The organism is Herbaspirillum sp. LeCh32-8 (assembly GCF_017814915.1).
GTDB lineage: Bacteria > Pseudomonadota > Gammaproteobacteria > Burkholderiales > Burkholderiaceae_D > Herbaspirillum.
In genome coordinates this window covers 302,319-318,377 of record NZ_JAGIPZ010000003.1, presented here as the reverse complement: position 1 = coordinate 318,377, position 16,059 = coordinate 302,319, and the positions used below count along the sequence as shown (strand labels likewise).

General features: G+C 65.6%; 15 protein-coding genes. 11 read left to right on the top strand and 4 right to left on the bottom strand.

The window, feature by feature from the left end:
* Positions 1 to 118: 118 nt before the first annotated feature.
* Positions 119 to 1,000 carry an EamA family transporter RarD gene (gene rarD, locus J8I26_RS09180; protein ID WP_209606333.1) on the top strand — a complete coding sequence of 294 codons (882 nt, stop codon included), beginning with the start codon at positions 119 to 121 and terminating at the stop codon, positions 998 to 1,000.
* 46 nt (positions 1,001 to 1,046) lie between these two features.
* Complete coding sequence (gene ettA, locus J8I26_RS09175; protein ID WP_209606332.1) at positions 1,047 to 2,714, top strand: energy-dependent translational throttle protein EttA; 1,668 nt, start codon at positions 1,047 to 1,049, stop codon at positions 2,712 to 2,714.
* On the opposite strand, the gene J8I26_RS09170 is transcribed toward ettA, so the two are convergent.
* On the bottom strand, positions 2,693 to 2,842 hold the full coding sequence (locus J8I26_RS09170) for a hypothetical protein (RefSeq protein ID WP_209606331.1): 150 nt from the start codon (positions 2,840 to 2,842) through the stop codon (positions 2,693 to 2,695). The two genes, ettA and J8I26_RS09170, sit on opposite strands and share 22 nt — an antisense overlap.
* 930 nt (positions 2,843 to 3,772) lie before the next feature.
* On the opposite strand from J8I26_RS09170, the gene J8I26_RS09165 reads away from it, so the two are divergent.
* The 4 genes from J8I26_RS09165 (at position 3,773) to J8I26_RS09150 (ending at position 7,382) form a co-directional block, all read left to right on the top strand.
* Entirely contained in the window at positions 3,773 to 4,060 is a 288-nt protein-coding gene (locus tag J8I26_RS09165) for a hypothetical protein (RefSeq protein WP_209606330.1), read from the top strand.
* A 260-nt stretch (positions 4,061 to 4,320) separates the two neighbouring features.
* Entirely contained in the window at positions 4,321 to 5,235 is a 915-nt protein-coding gene (locus J8I26_RS09160; protein ID WP_209606329.1) for a bile acid:sodium symporter family protein, read from the top strand.
* A 218-nt stretch (positions 5,236 to 5,453) separates the two neighbouring features.
* Positions 5,454 to 6,692, top strand: coding sequence for a branched-chain amino acid ABC transporter substrate-binding protein (locus J8I26_RS09155; RefSeq protein ID WP_209606327.1), 1,239 nt, complete (start codon positions 5,454 to 5,456; stop codon positions 6,690 to 6,692).
* Between the two features lie 84 nt (positions 6,693 to 6,776).
* Complete coding sequence (locus J8I26_RS09150) at positions 6,777 to 7,382, top strand: molybdopterin-dependent oxidoreductase (RefSeq protein WP_209606325.1); 606 nt, start codon at positions 6,777 to 6,779, stop codon at positions 7,380 to 7,382.
* A 30-nt stretch (positions 7,383 to 7,412) separates the two neighbouring features.
* Here J8I26_RS09150 and J8I26_RS09145 read toward each other — a convergent pair whose 3' ends face one another.
* On the bottom strand, positions 7,413 to 9,053 hold the full coding sequence (locus J8I26_RS09145; protein WP_209606323.1) for an acyl-CoA synthetase: 1,641 nt from the start codon (positions 9,051 to 9,053) through the stop codon (positions 7,413 to 7,415).
* A gap of 178 nt (positions 9,054 to 9,231) precedes the next feature.
* Here J8I26_RS09145 and J8I26_RS09140 point away from each other — a divergent pair, with 178 nt between their 5' ends.
* The 3 genes from J8I26_RS09140 (at position 9,232) to hisC (ending at position 11,856) form a co-directional block, all read left to right on the top strand.
* Positions 9,232 to 9,906: a Crp/Fnr family transcriptional regulator gene (locus J8I26_RS09140; protein WP_209606321.1), complete on the top strand. Its 675-nt coding sequence runs from the start codon at positions 9,232 to 9,234 to the stop codon at positions 9,904 to 9,906.
* Between the two features lie 98 nt (positions 9,907 to 10,004).
* The gene (locus J8I26_RS09135) at positions 10,005 to 10,694 is read left to right on the top strand and encodes a hypothetical protein (protein ID WP_209606319.1); all 690 of its coding nucleotides are present in this window, start codon (positions 10,005 to 10,007) and stop codon (positions 10,692 to 10,694) included.
* 85 nt (positions 10,695 to 10,779) lie between these two features.
* Entirely contained in the window at positions 10,780 to 11,856 is a 1,077-nt protein-coding gene (hisC, locus tag J8I26_RS09130; protein ID WP_209606317.1) for a histidinol-phosphate transaminase, read from the top strand.
* Between the two features lie 59 nt (positions 11,857 to 11,915).
* Here hisC and J8I26_RS09125 read toward each other — a convergent pair whose 3' ends face one another.
* Positions 11,916 to 13,142, bottom strand: coding sequence for a YbfB/YjiJ family MFS transporter (locus J8I26_RS09125; RefSeq protein ID WP_209606315.1), 1,227 nt, complete (start codon positions 13,140 to 13,142; stop codon positions 11,916 to 11,918).
* Between the two features lie 71 nt (positions 13,143 to 13,213).
* On the bottom strand, positions 13,214 to 13,813 hold the full coding sequence (locus tag J8I26_RS09120) for an HD domain-containing phosphohydrolase (protein ID WP_209606313.1): 600 nt from the start codon (positions 13,811 to 13,813) through the stop codon (positions 13,214 to 13,216).
* Between the two features lie 229 nt (positions 13,814 to 14,042).
* Here J8I26_RS09120 and J8I26_RS09115 point away from each other — a divergent pair, with 229 nt between their 5' ends.
* Both J8I26_RS09115 and J8I26_RS09110 read left to right on the top strand, forming a co-directional pair.
* Positions 14,043 to 15,203: an MFS transporter gene (locus J8I26_RS09115; protein WP_209606311.1), complete on the top strand. Its 1,161-nt coding sequence runs from the start codon at positions 14,043 to 14,045 to the stop codon at positions 15,201 to 15,203.
* A gap of 48 nt (positions 15,204 to 15,251) precedes the next feature.
* Positions 15,252 to 15,947, top strand: coding sequence for an alpha/beta hydrolase (locus J8I26_RS09110; RefSeq protein WP_209606309.1), 696 nt, complete (start codon positions 15,252 to 15,254; stop codon positions 15,945 to 15,947).
* Positions 15,948 to 16,059: the final 112 nt, after the last annotated feature.

Genomic DNA, 16,059 nt, shown 5'->3' with positions numbered 1-16,059 from the left:
ATCGGCGAATCCTGCAATAATGTCGCTTCCGCCGGGCTGTCATACAACTTGGGTCGCATATCAACGCGCGCGCCCGCACAACAAAGACAGTCTCCTATCCGAGTCCATTGTCGCCGCCATGCTTTACGCCGTGTCCGCCTCCGTCCTGTGGGGGCTGTTTCCGTTGTACTTCAAACTGCTCAAGGAAGTACCCTCCTTCGATATCGTCGTGCACCGGCTGTTCTGGTCCTTCGTGTTCCTGGCCGTGGTGCTGCTGTGGCGCCGGCAGTGGAGCTGGCTGGGGCAGGCGCTGCGGCGACCGCTGGTGGTGTTGAGCTTTTTGTTGTCGGCGCTGCTGCTCTCGGGCAACTGGACGCTGTATGTCTGGGCCGTCAATGACGGTCGCATCGTCGACACCAGCCTGGGCTACTTCATGAGCCCGCTCATGAGCGTGTTCATGGGCTACCTGATCCTGAAGGAGCGCATGCGCCCGCTGCAGTGGCTGGCCGTCTGCATGGCGTTGGGCGCGGTGCTGTGGCTGACGGTGGCCAACGGCAACCTGCCGTGGATCGCGCTGGTGATCGCCACCACCTTCGCCCTCTACGGCCTGCTGCGCAAGGTGGCTCATCTGGGCGCGCTGGAAGGGCTGTCGCTGGAGACCCTGCTGATGCTGCCATTGGTATTGCTGGTGCTGGGTTTGGACACCTGGCGCGGCAGCAACAGTTTCAGCAGCGCCTCGCTCGGCGTGCAGCTGCTGCTGGCGCTGGCCGGTCCCATCACCGCCGTGCCGCTGCTGCTGTTCGCCCAGGGCGCGCGCCGCATCCCGCTGTCGATGTTGGGATTGATGCAATACATTTCGCCCACCATTCAGCTGCTGACCGGGGTATTGCTGTTCGACGAGCCGTTTACCGGCCATCGCGCCATCGGGTTTTGCGTGATCTGGCTGGCGCTCGCGGTATACTCCGCGGAAGGCTTGTGGCGTTTCTGGCGCAGCCGCGCGCAAAGCGCCGCGGGCGCCTAGCTGCAACTCGCAACTCATCCATTTCATTTCACCGGCATCGCTAAAAATGGCTCAATACGTATTCACAATGAACCGCGTCGGCAAGATCGTGCCGCCCAAGCGGCAGATCCTGAAGGACATCTCGCTGTCCTTCTTCCCCGGCGCCAAGATCGGCGTGCTCGGCCTGAACGGCTCGGGCAAGTCGACCCTGCTCAAGATCATGGCCGGCATCGACAAGGAAATCGAAGGCGAAGCCATCCCGATGCCCAACCTGAACATCGGCTACCTGCCGCAGGAACCACAGCTGGACGCCGAGAAGACCGTGCGCCAGGAAGTCGAGAGCGCGCTGGGTGAAGTGTTCGAAGCCCAGGCCAAGCTGGATGCGGTGTACGCCGCCTACGCCGAGGAAGGCGCCGACTTCGACGCGCTGGCCACCGAGCAGGCGCGCCTGGAAGCGATCATCGCCGCGGCCGACGGCAACAGCCTGAACCAGCAGCTGGAAATGGCCGCCGACGCGCTGCGCCTGCCGCCGTGGGATGCCGTCATCGGCGTGCTCTCGGGCGGTGAAAAGCGCCGCGTGGCGCTGTGCAAGCTGCTGCTCTCCAAGCCCGACATGCTGCTGCTGGACGAGCCCACCAACCACCTGGATGCTGAATCGGTGGACTGGCTGGAGCAGTTCCTGCAGCGCTTCCCCGGCACCGTGGTGGCGATCACCCACGACCGCTACTTCCTCGATAACGCCGCCGAGTGGATCCTGGAACTGGACCGCGGCCACGGCATCCCCTGGAAGGGCAACTACTCGTCCTGGCTGGAGCAGAAGGAAGCCCGCCTGAAGCAGGAGGAGGCCAGCGAATCGGCGCGCCAGAAGACCATCGCCAAGGAACTGGAGTGGGTACGCCAGAACCCCAAGGGCCGCCAGGCCAAGAGCAAGGCGCGTCTGGCCCGCTTCAACGAACTGTCCGAATACGAATACCAGAAGCGCAACGAGACCCAGGAAATTTTCATCCCCGTGGCCGAGCGCCTGGGCAATGAAGTGATCGAATTCAAGGGCGTCTCCAAGGGTTACGGCGACCGCCTGCTGATCGACAACCTGAACTTCAAGATTCCCGCCGGCGCCATCGTCGGCATCATCGGCCCCAACGGCGCCGGTAAATCCACGCTGTTCCGCATGCTGGCCGGCCGCGAAACGCCGGACGCCGGCGAACTGGTGCTGGGCCCCACCGTCAAGGTGTCGCTGGTGGACCAGTCGCGCGAAGACCTGGGCAACAAGAAGACCGTGTTCGAGGACGTGTCCGGCGGCGCCGACATCCTGACCGTGGGCCGCTTCGAAATGCCGTCGCGCGCCTATCTCGGCCGCTTCAACTTCAAGGGCGGCGACCAGCAGAAGATCGTCGGCAACCTGTCGGGCGGCGAACGTGGTCGCTTGCACCTGGCCAAGACGCTGCTGCAGGGCGGTAACGTGCTGCTGCTGGACGAACCGTCCAACGACCTGGACGTGGAAACCCTGCGCGCGCTGGAAGATGCGCTGCTGGAGTTTGCCGGTACCGTGCTGGTGATTTCCCACGATCGCTGGTTCCTGGATCGTATCGCTACGCACATCATCGCGTTCGAGGGTGATTCGCAGGTGACCTTCTTCGACGGCAACTATCAGGAATATGAAGCCGACAAGAAGAAGCGTCTGGGCGAGGAAGCCGCCAAGCCCAAGCGTATTCGCTACAAGCCGGTGACGCGCTGATTGTTGTTGCTGTTGTTGGTTTGATGAGGACGCCGCTGATGTTTCAGCGGCGTTTTTCTTTTGGGGGTGGTGGGGTTGGGGCGGCGTTTTTGGCGGTTCTGTTTTCTGGTTTTTTTGATGGTGAGCATGGGGGCGGCCTGCAGTCCTGATGCGCAGGTTAGCTATCTCATTTAATCCGTCATCCCGGCGCAGGCCGGGATCCAGCGTCGTTCGTTGTGCTTCTTCGGCGCCGGCGTTCATCACTCAAGCCGCATCAGGTTTCATCGGTAGCGGCAAAGACAGACTCCCCCCGGTCATTTAATCCGTCGTCCCTGCGAAAGCAGGGACCCAGCGTCGTTTGTCGCGCTTCACCGGTGCTTGTTGAGGCGCGTTGGGTAGTCTGGTCTTGCTGCATGCAGATGTACTGGCTTTGTGTTTTTCTTTCTCCGGTCGGAACTGAGCGCCGGGGGCGGCCCGGCAGCCGCTCACTTTTCTTGCTCCGCCAAGAAAAGTAAGCAAAAGAAGGGTTGGAGCACTGCTCCAACAAAACCTAAGTGCCAGCCCCCTTCGGGGGTTCCCGTCGCAGCGCGCTGAAAAATGGGCAAGGCAGAGTCGCTGCGCTCCGACTGCCTTGCTGATCCATTTTTCACCGCGCTCCGCCGGCTGGCCCACAAGGGGAAATACCATCCGCCTCGCCTGCGGCATCGGGATGGGGCTCGCCTTCGGCATCGTGTTGCTTGCGCCTCGCCTGAGACTTCGATGTGTTGGCTCGCTATCTGAGTTAATCCGTCGTTCCTGCGAAAGCAGGAACCCAGTGTCGTTCGTTGCACATCACAGAACAAGGATCAGGACGCCCACCGTCGCATCTCCCACGTCGAAGCACCGCCTCGCCGTCCCAATTAACCCGTCATCCCGGCGCAGGCCGGAACCCAGCGTCGTTTGCTGCACTCCACCGTCCTCCCAAACGAAGCGCAGCAACCCCGTCGCCGCGATGTAAAGAGTTGTAGGGATGCATGACGTCATGCACGCCCGCCGCTAACATCGGCCCAGACATGCACACGAGGGGGATGGGAGCGGCAATGAAGGCACGATATCTGGCGATGGCAACAGCAGCAACTGCGCTCCTGGCCGCCTGCGCGTCTTCCAGCGGCGTCACGCAGCTGGATCGCGATACCTACATGCTGACCGCCAGCTCGCTGTGGCGCGGCAACGATGGCGTGGCGATACAGGGGCTGCGGCAGGCCGATGCGTATTGCAAGAACCTGGGGCGGCGCATGCGCGTCGTCGGCAGCGAGCGCTCCGACGGGCTGCCGGTGGTGTTGCCGCCCAAGGCGCTGCTGACCTTCAAGTGCGATCCGGCGACTTGATCTTGTGGCGGGTTTTCCCGGCGCTTGCCCCGGCCCTGTGCGGGCTTTCGGCAGAAATCCCGTGCCGCGGGTAGAATCACGCCCTTGCGCCCACAAGGCGCCATAACGAGAAGAGGCCGCCGCCATATGGGTGCGATGCCGAGCCTACGAGTCTGTTGTCCGCGTCATCCGCGATCATTCCTATAACTAAACAAACGCGCCTCCCACGCTGCCGTCCTCGCGCGGCGCAGGAAGCAGTACTTACTCATCCGGTTTCAACCATGCTCGCAACCATTACCCGCCTGTTCCCCGTGTGGGCGCTGCTGCTTTCCGCAGCCGCCTACTTCGCTCCGCCGACCTTCACGCCGATCGGCAAATACGTCACCCAGCTGCTGACCCTGATCATGCTGACCATGGGCGTGACGCTGACCGTCGACGATTTCAAACGCATCATCAAGCGCCCCGCGCCGGTGGCCGCCGGCATCATCCTGCATTACCTGGTCATGCCGCTGGCGGCCTGGGTGATCGCCAAGGTGCTGCGCATGCCGCCTGACCTGACCGCCGGCATGGTGCTGGTGGGTTCGGTCGCCTCCGGCACCGCCTCCAACGTGATGATCTATCTCTCGCGCGGCGACGTCGCGCTGTCGGTCACCATTTCCACGCTGTCGGCGCTGGTGTCGGTGTTTGCCACGCCGATGCTGACCGAGTTGTATGTGGACGCATCGATCCACTTCGACGCCCACGCCATGCTGATGTCCATCGTCCAGATCGTGGTGGTGCCCATCGTGGTCGGCCTGGTGCTGAACATTTTCGCCGGGGGCTTCATCCGCCGTATTGAACCCTATCTGTCGCTGGTGTCGATGGTCGCCATCCTGCTGATCATCGCCGCCGTGGTGGCGGGCAGCCAGGCCAGCATCGCATCGGTCGGCCTGGTGGTGCTGGTGGGCGTGATCCTGCACAACGGCCTGGGCCTCTTGGGCGGCTACTGGGGTGGTCGCCTGCTGGGCTTCGACGAAGCGGTGTGCCGCACGTTGGCCATCGAGGTGGGCATGCAGAACTCCGGTCTGGCCGCGGCGCTGGGCAAGCTGTACTTCACGCCGGTGGCGGCCCTGCCGGGTGCGCTGTTCTCGGTCTGGCACAACCTCTCGGGTTCGCTGCTGGCAGGTTATTGGCGTGGCCGTCCGCCGCGCGACTGATTTTTGCGGCGTGAAATCCGCACCATGAAAAACGGAGCTTCGGCTCCGTTTTTTGTTGTGCGGAAATTAAATCTTCGTTCGAATTCGATATTTTTTCGAATGTGACGGCAATGTGGCTTGTCACGTGGCCGAGCAGCTACCTTTCTCGGTTTTCCGGCCGGCATGGCTGTCGTCGCGCAGGGTGAGGCAGGCTGCTTGGGTCGTATTTCGGAGACGCCATGTTCAGCATCATCGCCCGCCTGAAGCAGATCGCCACCGTCGTACTGTTCCTGTTGTTGCCGCTCACGTCCATGGCGGCGCAGGAGGCGCAGGTGAAGACCGTCCTGATCGGGTTTTCGGGTCCCCTGAGCGGCGTGTCGGAGACCTTCGGCAAGAGCCTGGCCAACGCCGCCGAGATGGCGCTGGCGGAGACCAATCGGCAAAGCCCCAGGATCGGCGGCCAGCGCGTGTTCTATCGTCTGCTGCGCCAGGACGACCGCAACGATCCCCAGACCGCTGTGGCCGTGGCCAAGTACTTCTTGCAGGAGGGCGTGGTGGCGGTGATCGGCACCGCCAATTCCGGCACCGCGCAGGCGGTGGCCAAGATCTATGCTGACGCCGGCGTGGCGCTGGTGACGCCGGCGGTCAGCGCCAGCGTGTTGACCGAGCAGGGCTTCGGCAGCTTCTTTCGCATGATCGGGCATGACGACCTGGCGGCCGCCAACCTGCTGCACTACGCGATCCGCGTGATGAACCTGCGTCGTTTTGCCGTGGTCGACAACGGCTCCCTGTATGGCGTGGCGGTGTCGGCAAGCGTGCACGAGCAGGTGCGCCAGCTGGGCGCCCAGACCGTGGCGCGCGAGCGCATCAGCTACTCCACCGACCTGCATCAGCTGGTGCGGCGCCTGAAGCAGCGCGGCGCCGAGGCAGTGTTCTTCGGCGGCTACAGTTCGCAGGCGATGTTGCTGGCCCAGGTCATCCAGCAGGAGGGCGGCGGCCTGCGGCTGATGGTGGCGTCCATGGGCGCGGCCGGCTCCACCTTCCTGATCGCGGCGCGCTCGGCGGCCAATGGCGTGCTGGCCATCGAATCGGGCGTTCCCACTTCCTTCATGCCGGGCTGGCGTCGCTTCGAAGACGACTATAACCAGCGCTACGGCCTCAACCTGTACGGCCTTACGCCCTTCGCCTACGACGCCGCGCAAGTGCTGATGGCGGCGATGCGCCAGTGCGGCTGCACCCGGCCGCGCATGATCGTGGAGACGCTGCGCCAGATCGTCATCAAGGGCCTGACCGGACCCGTCGCCTTCGACGCTGCGGGCAATCCGCGCAACCAGGTGTTCACCATCTACCAGGCGCAGAACCAGCGCTGGGTGCCGCTGCAGACCTATGAGGACAATCCGGCGCCGATGCGCAAGCGCGGCGAGTCGGGCGAATCCGGTGATGACGCGGTTGCGGGGAGGGATGCCCGCCAGCCGTAAGCGGCATTCCGGCTCTACAATGCGGGCAGCGCGCCGTTCCGGCTGCGTCGGCCCCCATGCCTCATGGACAGGAGAGGAACACCCATGAAGAAGCGACACTTCCTGCGCACCGCCGCCTCCGCGCTGGCCGCCACCGCTGCGACGGCGACGATGAGCGCGCCGGCCCTGGCCGCCCGCAAGTCTGCAGCCGGCGCCGGCCCGGTGCTGCTGACGGTGACCGGCGAGATTGCCGCGCCCAACCGCGGTCCGCTCGACCATGCGCTGGACCAGATGATGCACAAGCAAAAGCTGGAGTTCGACAAAGCGCGCACCTTCGATTTCGCCGCGCTGACGGCGCTGCCGGCGCTCGACATCCGGCCCACGCTGGAATACGACGGCAAGCGCCACACCCTGCGCGGCCCCTTGCTGGAAGACGTGATGCGCGCGGCCGGCGCCGATCCTGCAGCGCAAGGCTATGTGCTGCGCGCCATCGACGGCTACGCGGTGATGGTCTCGCGCGAGGACGCGCAGAAATACCGTTTCATCGTCGCCACTCACCTGGACGGCAAGCCGATGGCGCTGGGCGGCCTCGGTCCGCTGTGGGCGGTGTACGAGGCCGATCGCTTCCCGGAGATGGCCTCACGCCCGGTCTCCGAGCGCTTCGGCCTGTGCCCCTGGGGCATCTATCACATCGCCGTGCGCAAGGGCTGAGGCAGGGAAGGGTGAATCAAGCAAGGGCGATCAGGTATCGATCGCGCTGCTGGACTTCATTCGTTTGCGCAACTCGAACTTCTGGATCTTGCCGGTGGAGGTCTTGGGCAGCGGGCCGAAGTACACCGCCTTGGGCGCCTTGAAGCCGGCCAGGTGGCCGCGGCAGAAGTCGATCAGTTCCTGCGCTTGCACTTGCGCTCCTTCCTTCAGCTCGACGAAGGCGCAGGGCGTCTCGCCCCATTTCTCGTCCGGCTGCGCCACCACGGCGGCGGCCAGCACCGCCGGGTGGCGGTACAGCACGTCCTCCACCTCGACGCTGGAAATGTTCTCGCCGCCGGAGATGATGATGTCCTTGCTGCGGTCCTTGATCTTGATGTAACCGTCGGCGCTCATCACGCCCAGGTCGCCGGTATGGAACCAGCCGCCGGCGAAGGCATCGGCGGTGGCGCGGTCGTTCTTCAGGTAGCCCTTCATGCAGATGTTCCCGCGGAACATGATCTCGCCGATTTCCTCACCGTCGGCCCTGACCGGCTCCATGGTCTCAGGCGAGAGTACCGTGACGCCGCTTTGCAGGTGATAGCGCACGCCCTGGCGCGACTTCAGCACGGCCCGCTCGTCCACCGACTTCGTGTTCCAGTCCTCCTGCTCGGCGCATACCGCGGCCGGCCCGTAGACCTCGGTCAGGCCGTACACGTGGGCCAGCTCGAAATCCATCGCCTCCATCTTCGCCAGCACCGCCGCCGGCGGCGGCGCGCCAGCCACCATGCCACGCACCGGACCGCGGATGCTCTCGCGCCAGTTCTCCGGCGCATTGGCCAGCGCCGCGTGCACGATGGGGGCGGCGCAATAGTGGCTGATGCCGTGTTCGCGGATCAGGTCGAACACCAGCTTGGGCTCGAACTTGCGCAGGCAGACGTTGACGCCGGCGCGCGCGGCAATCGTCCAGGGGAAGCACCAGCCGTTGCAATGGAACATGGGCAGCGTCCACAGGTAGACCGGGTGCTTGGGCATGTCCCATTCGAGGATGTTGGAGATCGCGTTGATGGCCGCGCCGCGATGGTGGTAGACCACGCCCTTGGGGTCGCCAGTGGTGCCGGAGGTGTAGTTCAGCGCGATTGCGTCCCACTCGTCGGCCGGCAGTTGCCAGGCGAACTGTTCGTCGCCGCCGGCCAGCAGCGCTTCGTATTCGAACTCGCCGAAGCGCTCGCCGGCCACCGGCGGCGGGCCCAGCTCGTCGTAGACTTCGACCACCTTCAGCGCCGGCAGCTGCGCCTTCAGCTGGCGCGCCATCGTTGCGAACTCGCTGTCGACCAGCAGGACCCTGGCCTCGCCATGGCGCAGCATGAAGGCGATCGAGTCGACATCCAGGCGGATGTTGAGCGCATTAAGCACGGCGCCGGCCATCGGCACGCCGAAGTGCGCCTCCACCATCGCCGGCGTGTTGGGCAGCATGACCGAGACGGTATCGTTCTTGCCCACGCCCAGCTGTTGCAGCGCGCTGGCCAGCCGGCGCGCGCGGCGATAGGTCTGGTCCCAATCCTGGCGCAGCCTGCCGTGCACGATGGCGGTGCGGCGGCCATAAACCTCGGCCGCGCGGGCGATGAAGTCGATCGGGGTGAGGGCGGCGTAATTGGCCGCGTTGCGGCCGAGGCCGGTGTCGAAATCTGCCATGCTGGTCTCCTTGCGGCGGCGTTTTCTGTCAGGGGCGGTGCGCGGGCCGCTTGTTGTTTTCTGATGGCCGCGCTTGTGTTTCTCCTAGGGTAGCACCGATGGCGGCTTGCGCTTTGTCATCACGACGACAAGGCGCGCGTGCGACAATGACCGCCTCACTGGAGCAATGGCGCACCCGATGGAGCAACACCTACAGCAGCACGACTGGTATAACGCGCTGTCGCCCGAACACCGCAAGCTGGCGGCCGCCGCCACGCAGCTCGCGCGCTTTGGCGCCGACTCGTTTATCGCGCGCCGCGGCGAGCTGTCCAGCCATTGGATCGGCGTGCATGAAGGCCTGATCAAGCTCGCCGTCTACAACGTCGACGGCCGCAGCAGCACCTTGTCAGGCGTGCCCGAAGGCGGCTGGTGCGGCGAGGGCAGCGTGATCAAGCGCGAGGCGCGGCGCTACGACGTGATCGCGGTGCGCGCCTCGCAAATCCTGCTGGTGCCGGCCGACACCTTCCACCTGCTGATGGCCCGGAGCCTGCCGTTCAACGCTTTCGTGATCCGTCAGTTGAACGAGCGCATGGGCCAGTTCATCGCCACCGTGCAAAACGAGCGCCTGCTCGACGTCGACGCCCGCGTGGCCCAAGCCATCGCCCAGCTGTTCCATCCCATGCTGTACCCGCGCACTTCGCCGGTGCTGGAGTTGTCGCAGGAAGAGATCGGCCTCTTGACCGGCCTGTCGCGCCAGCGCGTGAACCAGGCCATGCGCCGGCTGGCCGAGCTGGGGCTGGTGGAGATTTCCTACCAGAGCATCCGCGTGGTCGACCTCGACGGCCTGCGCGCCTTCGGCATGGCCTCGTTATGAGAAGATGCATGGTCGCCGCGGCGACAGTGTGTCGAGCGCGGCTCGCTTAACATCATCTTCACCTCATCATCGTCACCTGACTTCGGATTGCGTACCCCATGGCCATCGTCACCCACCATCACCTGCAGCTGCGCGAACTGCGTTTTACCGCGCCTGCGCGCGTGAAGGTGTGGAAAGGCGCGGCCACGCTCAAGAGCGGCGGCGTCACCATCGAGCTGCACGAGGGGGAGAGCTTCACCGTGCCGCCCTTCGTGCGCTTCTCCTGCCTGGCGCATCCGCGCATGGCGCAGCTGCTGATGCAGGGACCGCGCCCGGCGGTGTGGTCGCTGGCGCTGGAGACCGACGCCGGCAGTGACATGGAGCGCGCCGCCGACGCCAGTAAGCCCTGGACCCGCAAGCTGGCCGCCGCCATCTTTGCCGAGCCGACCGCCGACTGGAGCGCCGCGCGCATCGCCCGTCTGTGGCAACTGACTCCGGCACGGCTGCGCGCCTTGCTGTTTGCCGAGGGCGAGTCGCTGCGCAGCCTGGTGCGCGAGCAGCGTGTGGCCTGGGCGCTGGCGCGGCTGGCGCGCATGGATGACGCCGCTTGTGATTTTGGCGGCGCCGGGTTTGCCTCGGCTGCCGCCTTTGCGCGAGCTTGCCAGGATGTCATCGGCCTGCCGGCGGAGATCGCCGGCCGCGCGATCTCGCTGCTCAGCGCCGCGCCCGCACCTGCATCCAACGCATCCCAGCCGTCGGCGCGTACCGACGCCTCCGCGCGGCGGCCGCGTTATCGCCCGTATTTCTGAGCCGTCCGCCGCCGTCCGGCGGCAAGTTTGCTACCATCTGCGCTTTCCTCTTCAATTCGTCATGCCCCGCGCGGGCCGATTTCCCATGAGCAAGTTCTGGAGTCCCATCGTCAGCCGCCTGACGCCCTACACCCCCGGCGAGCAACCCAAGATCGCCAACCTGGTCAAGCTCAATACCAACGAGAACCCCTACGGTCCCTCACCGCGCGCGCTTGACGCCATCGCGCGCGAGGTGAGCGAGAGCCTGCGCCTGTATCCCAATCCGGATGCCGAGCCGCTCAAGCTGGCCATTGCCGCGCGCCACGCCGCCGATGGCATCACGGCGCGCGAAGTGTTCGTCGGCAACGGTTCCGACGAAGTGTTGGCGCACGCCTTCCACGCGCTGCTCCAGCACGGCAAGCCGATCCTGTTCCCGGACATCACCTACAGCTTCTACCCGACCTATTGCGGCCTGTATCAGGTCGAGCATCGCGCAGTGCCGCTGGCCGATGACTTCACCATCCGCGCCGACGACTACCTGGGCCACGGCGACGCCATCGGCGGCATCATCTTCCCCAATCCCAACGCGCCCACCGGCTGCCTGATGGGACTGGCCGAGATCGAGCGCATCCTGCAGGGCAATCCTGAGCGCGTGGTGGTTGTCGACGAGGCTTACATCGACTTCGGCGGCGATACCGCGATCCCGCTGGTGCAGCGCTATCCCAATCTGCTGGTGGTGCAGACCTTCTCCAAGTCGCGCGCGCTGGCCGGCATGCGCGTCGGTTTCGCGATCGGCCACGCCGACCTGATCGCTGCGCTCGAGCGTGTCAAGAACAGCTTCAATTCCTATCCGCTGGATCGCCCGGCGATCGCCGGCGCCACCGCCGCGATCGAAGACGAGCAGTATTTCCGCCAGACCTGCGACATGGTCATCGCCAGTCGCGACAAGCTGGATGCGTCGCTCACCGCGCTCGGTTTCGAGGTGCTGCCGTCGGCCGCCAACTTCGTGTTCGCGCGCCATCCGCGGCATGACGCCGCCAAGCTGGCGGCGGCGCTGCGCGGCGACGGCATCATCGTGCGTCACTTCACGAGTGCGCGCATCAACCAGTTCCTGCGCATTACCATCGGCACCGACGAAGCTTGCGGCACGCTGGTGGACGCTTTGAAACGTCATCTGGCGTAAACATTTGCGCGTAAAAAAAGCGGCCTGCGGGCCGCTTTTTTATTGTCGGAAGAAATGACTCATACGGGTTTGGGCAATGCTTGCTGACGCCAGGCCAGCGCCGCGCCCGCCAGCAGCGTCAGCGCCGAGAACACCAGCCCGCGCTGCAGCCCGCCGGCGCCGTCGGCGATCCAGCCGACGATGGTGGGGCCGACGATCTGGCCTGCCGCGAAGATGATGGTGAAGGCGCTGATGCCGGCCGGCCAGTCGGCCTGCGGCAAGTTGTGGCGCACCATCGCGGTGGTCGAGGCCACGGCCGACAGGAAGCAGGCGCCGAACAGGATGCCCGAGGCGAATACCGCCGCCGGTTGCGCGGTGAAGGCCGGCAGCAGCGTCGCCACGCACAACAGCGTGTTGAGCATCGCCAGCGACTGGCCGCCGCGGAAACGATCCAGCATGCGCGCCCAGATACGCGAGGAGGCAAAGGTCGCCACGCCCAGCAGCGTGAAGAACAGCGTGATGCGTTCGGGCGCCATGCCTTCTTCTTTCAGCAGCGCGATCACGAAGGTCATGTAACCGATGTAGCCCAGGCCGAAGCAAAGGTAACCCAGCAAACCGAACAGCAGTCCGCGCGCATGGAAGCTGCCGCGCGCCGAGGCCTGCGCCGGCGGCGAGGGAATGTGCCGCACCGGCAGCGACATGAACACGCTGGCCACCAGCGCCAGCGCGCCCAACAGCAACCAGGCCCATTGCCAGGGATGTGCGGCGCCGTGGGCGGCGGCCGCCTGCATCACCGGCGGCACCAGCAGCGAGGCGGCGGCGATGCCGATGCCGGTGCCGCCGTAATACAGCCCCAACAGCAGCCCGGCGCGTTGCGTATGCAGCGCCGCCAGGCGGCTCACCAGCAAACCGCCGGAGACGAAGATGAAGGCGCTGGTGATGCCGGTCGCCACGCGCAGCACGAGTTGCGCGCCGGTGTCGGTGACCAGGCCGGGGACGAAGGTCAGCAGCGCCGTGCCGAAGGCGCCGCCGACCAGCACGCGCCAGGCTTCATGGCGGCGCATCAGCAGCGGCGTGACCAGCGCGCCCAGCAGGTAGCCGAGTGCGTTGCCGGTGTTCATGCCGCCGGCGATCAGGTAGGGCCAGCCGAGGTCGGCGCGCATCGGCGCCAGCAGCAGCGCATACGAGAAGCGCGCCACGCCCAGCGCGACGGCGGTGCCCAGCGACAAGGCCAGGGCGGTCAGGATGGGATGGCGCAGGACGAAGTCCTGCGGCGCGGGTGGTGTGCTGTGCTGCGCGGTGTGCATGGGTGGCGTCTCCGGGGCCTGTGTTTTTTGTTCTGCCCCGAGTGTAGCCGAAAGGCCGGCCGGCGATGCGCTCAGGCGGCGGCTTCGTGCCAGAGATGTTGTTCGATCACCTGCAGGCAGGCGTCGACCACCGCCGGGTCCAGGCGGGTGCCGCGCAGGCGGCGGATTTCGTCGAGCGCGGTTTGCATGCCCAGTGCTTTGCGGTAGGGGCGATCAGCCGAGATCGACTCGACGATGTCGGACACGGTCAGGATGCGCGACTCCAGCGGAATCGCCTCATCGGTCACGCCGCGCGGATAGCCGCTGCCGTCCAGGTACTCGTGGTGGCACCAGACGATCTCGGCCAGGTTGAAGGGGAAGCTGATGTGCTTCAGGATGTCGTAGCCGATCTGCACGTGCGTCTTGAGCACGGCGTATTCGTCGTCGGTGATGCGGCCGGGTTTGTTGAGCAGTTCCTGCGCGATGCGCGCCTTGCCGATGTCGTGCACCTGGGCCGCCATGTGCAGCACGTCGATGCGTTCGGCCGGCAGGCCAAGCTGGCGCGCGATGGCCACGCACAATTCGGCGGTGCGGTCTTCATGGCTGGGCGTATAGCCGTCGGTGAGCCGATGCATGGCGATCAGCGCATCGACGATTTCCTGGTAGATCTTGTTTGATTCTGAAACTGGCATCCCTGTCCCTGCAAGATTGCAGCGCGCGGCGCGCTCAGAAGCGGCTGGCAGGTCCGGCGGCGCTGGGACAGTCGTGACAGTCTGCGCACATCGTGAACCTCTGAGAACGGCCGCCATCTGATGGCAGCCTGAGCGCAGCTTACCGACCATGGCTCATTTCATGGAGCCTTCCCGGTTGTCGGATAATAGCGGCTGCAATGCCAAGGCAGTTTACCTTCATGACGTATCGATGACAACCAAGCTCTCCACCTCCCGCGCCGGCCTGCTGGGCCAGGCGCGCTGGCGCCAGATCGCCATTCCGCTGTTTTTCCTGCTGCTGGGAATCGTCTTTTCCAGTTGGGCCGCGCGCATCCCGGCCATCCGCGATCACCTGCAGCTGGACGCAGCCACCTTGGCGCTGGTGCTGCTGTGCGGCGGCATCGGCGCGGTCGGCTCGTTCCCGCTGGCGGCCTGGCTGACCGGCCACTACGGCGCGCGCCACAGCACCCTGTACGCCGGGCTGGCGCTGCTGGTGTCGTTGCCGCTGCTGGGCCTGGCCCCCGAGCTATGGACGCTGATGGCCATCAGCACCTTCTATGGCGCCGCCTCCAGCTGCTTCGACGTGGCCATCAACGCGCTGGGCGCGCAGGCCGAGAAGGACGCCGGCCGTCCCATCATGTCGATGTTGCACGGCTGGTTCTGCGTCGGCACCTTTTCCGGCGCGCTCATCGCCAGCGCCATCGCCGGCATGGGGATCGCGCCGGTGTGGCACTTCCTGCTGATCTCGGCGCTGTTCCTGTGGCCGCTGTACGCGGCCTATCAGGCCATGCCGGACGACCGGCCCGAGCATGACCCGCATCGCAAGATCTTCGCCATCCCGCACGGCCACCTGGTGGTGCTGGGCGTGATCGGCTTTTGCGGCGCCATCGTCGAGGGCTCGATTGCCGACTGGAGCGGCATCTACATGAAGGATCATATCCACGCCAGCGACGGCGGCACGCCGCTGGCCTATGCCGGTTTCGCCGGCATGATGCTGGTCATGCGCATGATCGGCGACCGGCTGAAACAGCGTTACCGTGCGCGCCCGGTGGTGACCATCGGTACGCTGTTCGCGGCGTTCGGCATCGGTATTGCGGTGCTGGCGCATTCGATGGTCCCGGCCATCCTCGGTTTCGCGATTGCCGGCGCCGGCGTGGCGGCGGTGTTTCCGTTTGTCTTCAGCGCCGCCGGCCGCCATGGATCGAGTGCGCTGGCGGCGGTGGCCACGCTGGGTTACAGCGGCAGCCTGATCGGCCCGCCGGCGGTGGGCTTCCTGGCGCACGGCTGGGGCTTGCCGGCAGCGCTGGCCTTCATCGGTGTGCTGTGCCTGGCGATTGCCGCCTGCAGCAGCCGTGCGCAGTGGCTGGAATAAGGTCGACCAACATTGCGGCCAACGGGCCGCCAACAGAGAGGACACATCATGCGCAACCTGGTTCTGCTGCCAGGCTTCATGCTCAACGAGCACCTGTGGGACGACATGCGCGCCGACCTCGGCACGTTGGGTGCGCTCCACTTCGGTGACCTCGGCCGCGACATCGGCATTGAGGCCATGGCCGACGCTGTGCTGCGCGACGCGCCGGCGCGGTTCCTGTTGTTCGGCTTTTCGATGGGCGGTTTCGTGGCCCAGGCGGTGGCGTTGAAGGCGCCCGAGCGCGTGCTCGGGCTGGCGCTGCTGAACACCTCCTCGCGCCCGCAGAGCGAGCAGGAGTCGGTCTCCACCAAGGCCCAGATCGACATCGCCAGCCGCGCCCCCTTCAAGGGGCTGACCTCACGGCAGCTGGCGGCGTCGCTGCATCCGGCGTTGAGCACCGACCGCGCCTTGCTGGACCGCCTGCAGGCGATGGCGCTGTCCAACGGCAAGGAGGTGTTCCTGCGCCAGCTGCAGACGCTGCGCGACAGCAATGCCGAGCAGTTGAAGGAGTTGCGCTGCCCTGTGCTGATCGTCGCCAGCGACCACGATCGGTTGCGCTCGGTGGAAGAGTCGCAGGAGATGGCGCGGCAGATCGACCATGCGCGTTTCGAGATCGTCGCCGATTGCGGCCACATGACGCCGATGGAGAAGCCGCGCGAGTTGTTCGCGCTGGTCGATGACTGGATCGCGCGGTCGGGTCTGTAGATCGCCGCATCGGCCCATCGGCATCGCAGGCGCAAAAGAAAAGGCAGCAGGAAAACCCTGCTGCCTTTTTTCGTGTCGACATTTGCACGTCGGCCGCCATGTAGCTGCAACG

What these genes read in the sequence shown, in the direction of transcription:
- rarD (WP_209606333.1), top strand. Translation starts at nt 119, where the DNA reads ATGCTTTACGCCGTGTCCGCCTCCGTCCTGTGGGGGCTGTTTCCGTTG.
- ettA (WP_209606332.1), top strand. Translation starts at nt 1,047, where the DNA reads ATGGCTCAATACGTATTCACAATGAACCGCGTCGGCAAGATCGTGCCG.
- J8I26_RS09170 (WP_209606331.1), bottom strand. Translation starts at nt 2,842, where the DNA reads ATGCTCACCATCAAAAAAACCAGAAAACAGAACCGCCAAAAACGCCGC.
- J8I26_RS09165 (WP_209606330.1), top strand. Translation starts at nt 3,773, where the DNA reads ATGAAGGCACGATATCTGGCGATGGCAACAGCAGCAACTGCGCTCCTG.
- J8I26_RS09160 (WP_209606329.1), top strand. Translation starts at nt 4,321, where the DNA reads ATGCTCGCAACCATTACCCGCCTGTTCCCCGTGTGGGCGCTGCTGCTT.
- J8I26_RS09155 (WP_209606327.1), top strand. Translation starts at nt 5,454, where the DNA reads ATGTTCAGCATCATCGCCCGCCTGAAGCAGATCGCCACCGTCGTACTG.
- J8I26_RS09150 (WP_209606325.1), top strand. Translation starts at nt 6,777, where the DNA reads ATGAAGAAGCGACACTTCCTGCGCACCGCCGCCTCCGCGCTGGCCGCC.
- J8I26_RS09145 (WP_209606323.1), bottom strand. Translation starts at nt 9,053, where the DNA reads ATGGCAGATTTCGACACCGGCCTCGGCCGCAACGCGGCCAATTACGCC.
- J8I26_RS09140 (WP_209606321.1), top strand. Translation starts at nt 9,232, where the DNA reads ATGGAGCAACACCTACAGCAGCACGACTGGTATAACGCGCTGTCGCCC.
- J8I26_RS09135 (WP_209606319.1), top strand. Translation starts at nt 10,005, where the DNA reads ATGGCCATCGTCACCCACCATCACCTGCAGCTGCGCGAACTGCGTTTT.
- hisC (WP_209606317.1), top strand. Translation starts at nt 10,780, where the DNA reads ATGAGCAAGTTCTGGAGTCCCATCGTCAGCCGCCTGACGCCCTACACC.
- J8I26_RS09125 (WP_209606315.1), bottom strand. Translation starts at nt 13,142, where the DNA reads ATGCACACCGCGCAGCACAGCACACCACCCGCGCCGCAGGACTTCGTC.
- J8I26_RS09120 (WP_209606313.1), bottom strand. Translation starts at nt 13,813, where the DNA reads ATGCCAGTTTCAGAATCAAACAAGATCTACCAGGAAATCGTCGATGCG.
- J8I26_RS09115 (WP_209606311.1), top strand. Translation starts at nt 14,043, where the DNA reads ATGACAACCAAGCTCTCCACCTCCCGCGCCGGCCTGCTGGGCCAGGCG.
- J8I26_RS09110 (WP_209606309.1), top strand. Translation starts at nt 15,252, where the DNA reads ATGCGCAACCTGGTTCTGCTGCCAGGCTTCATGCTCAACGAGCACCTG.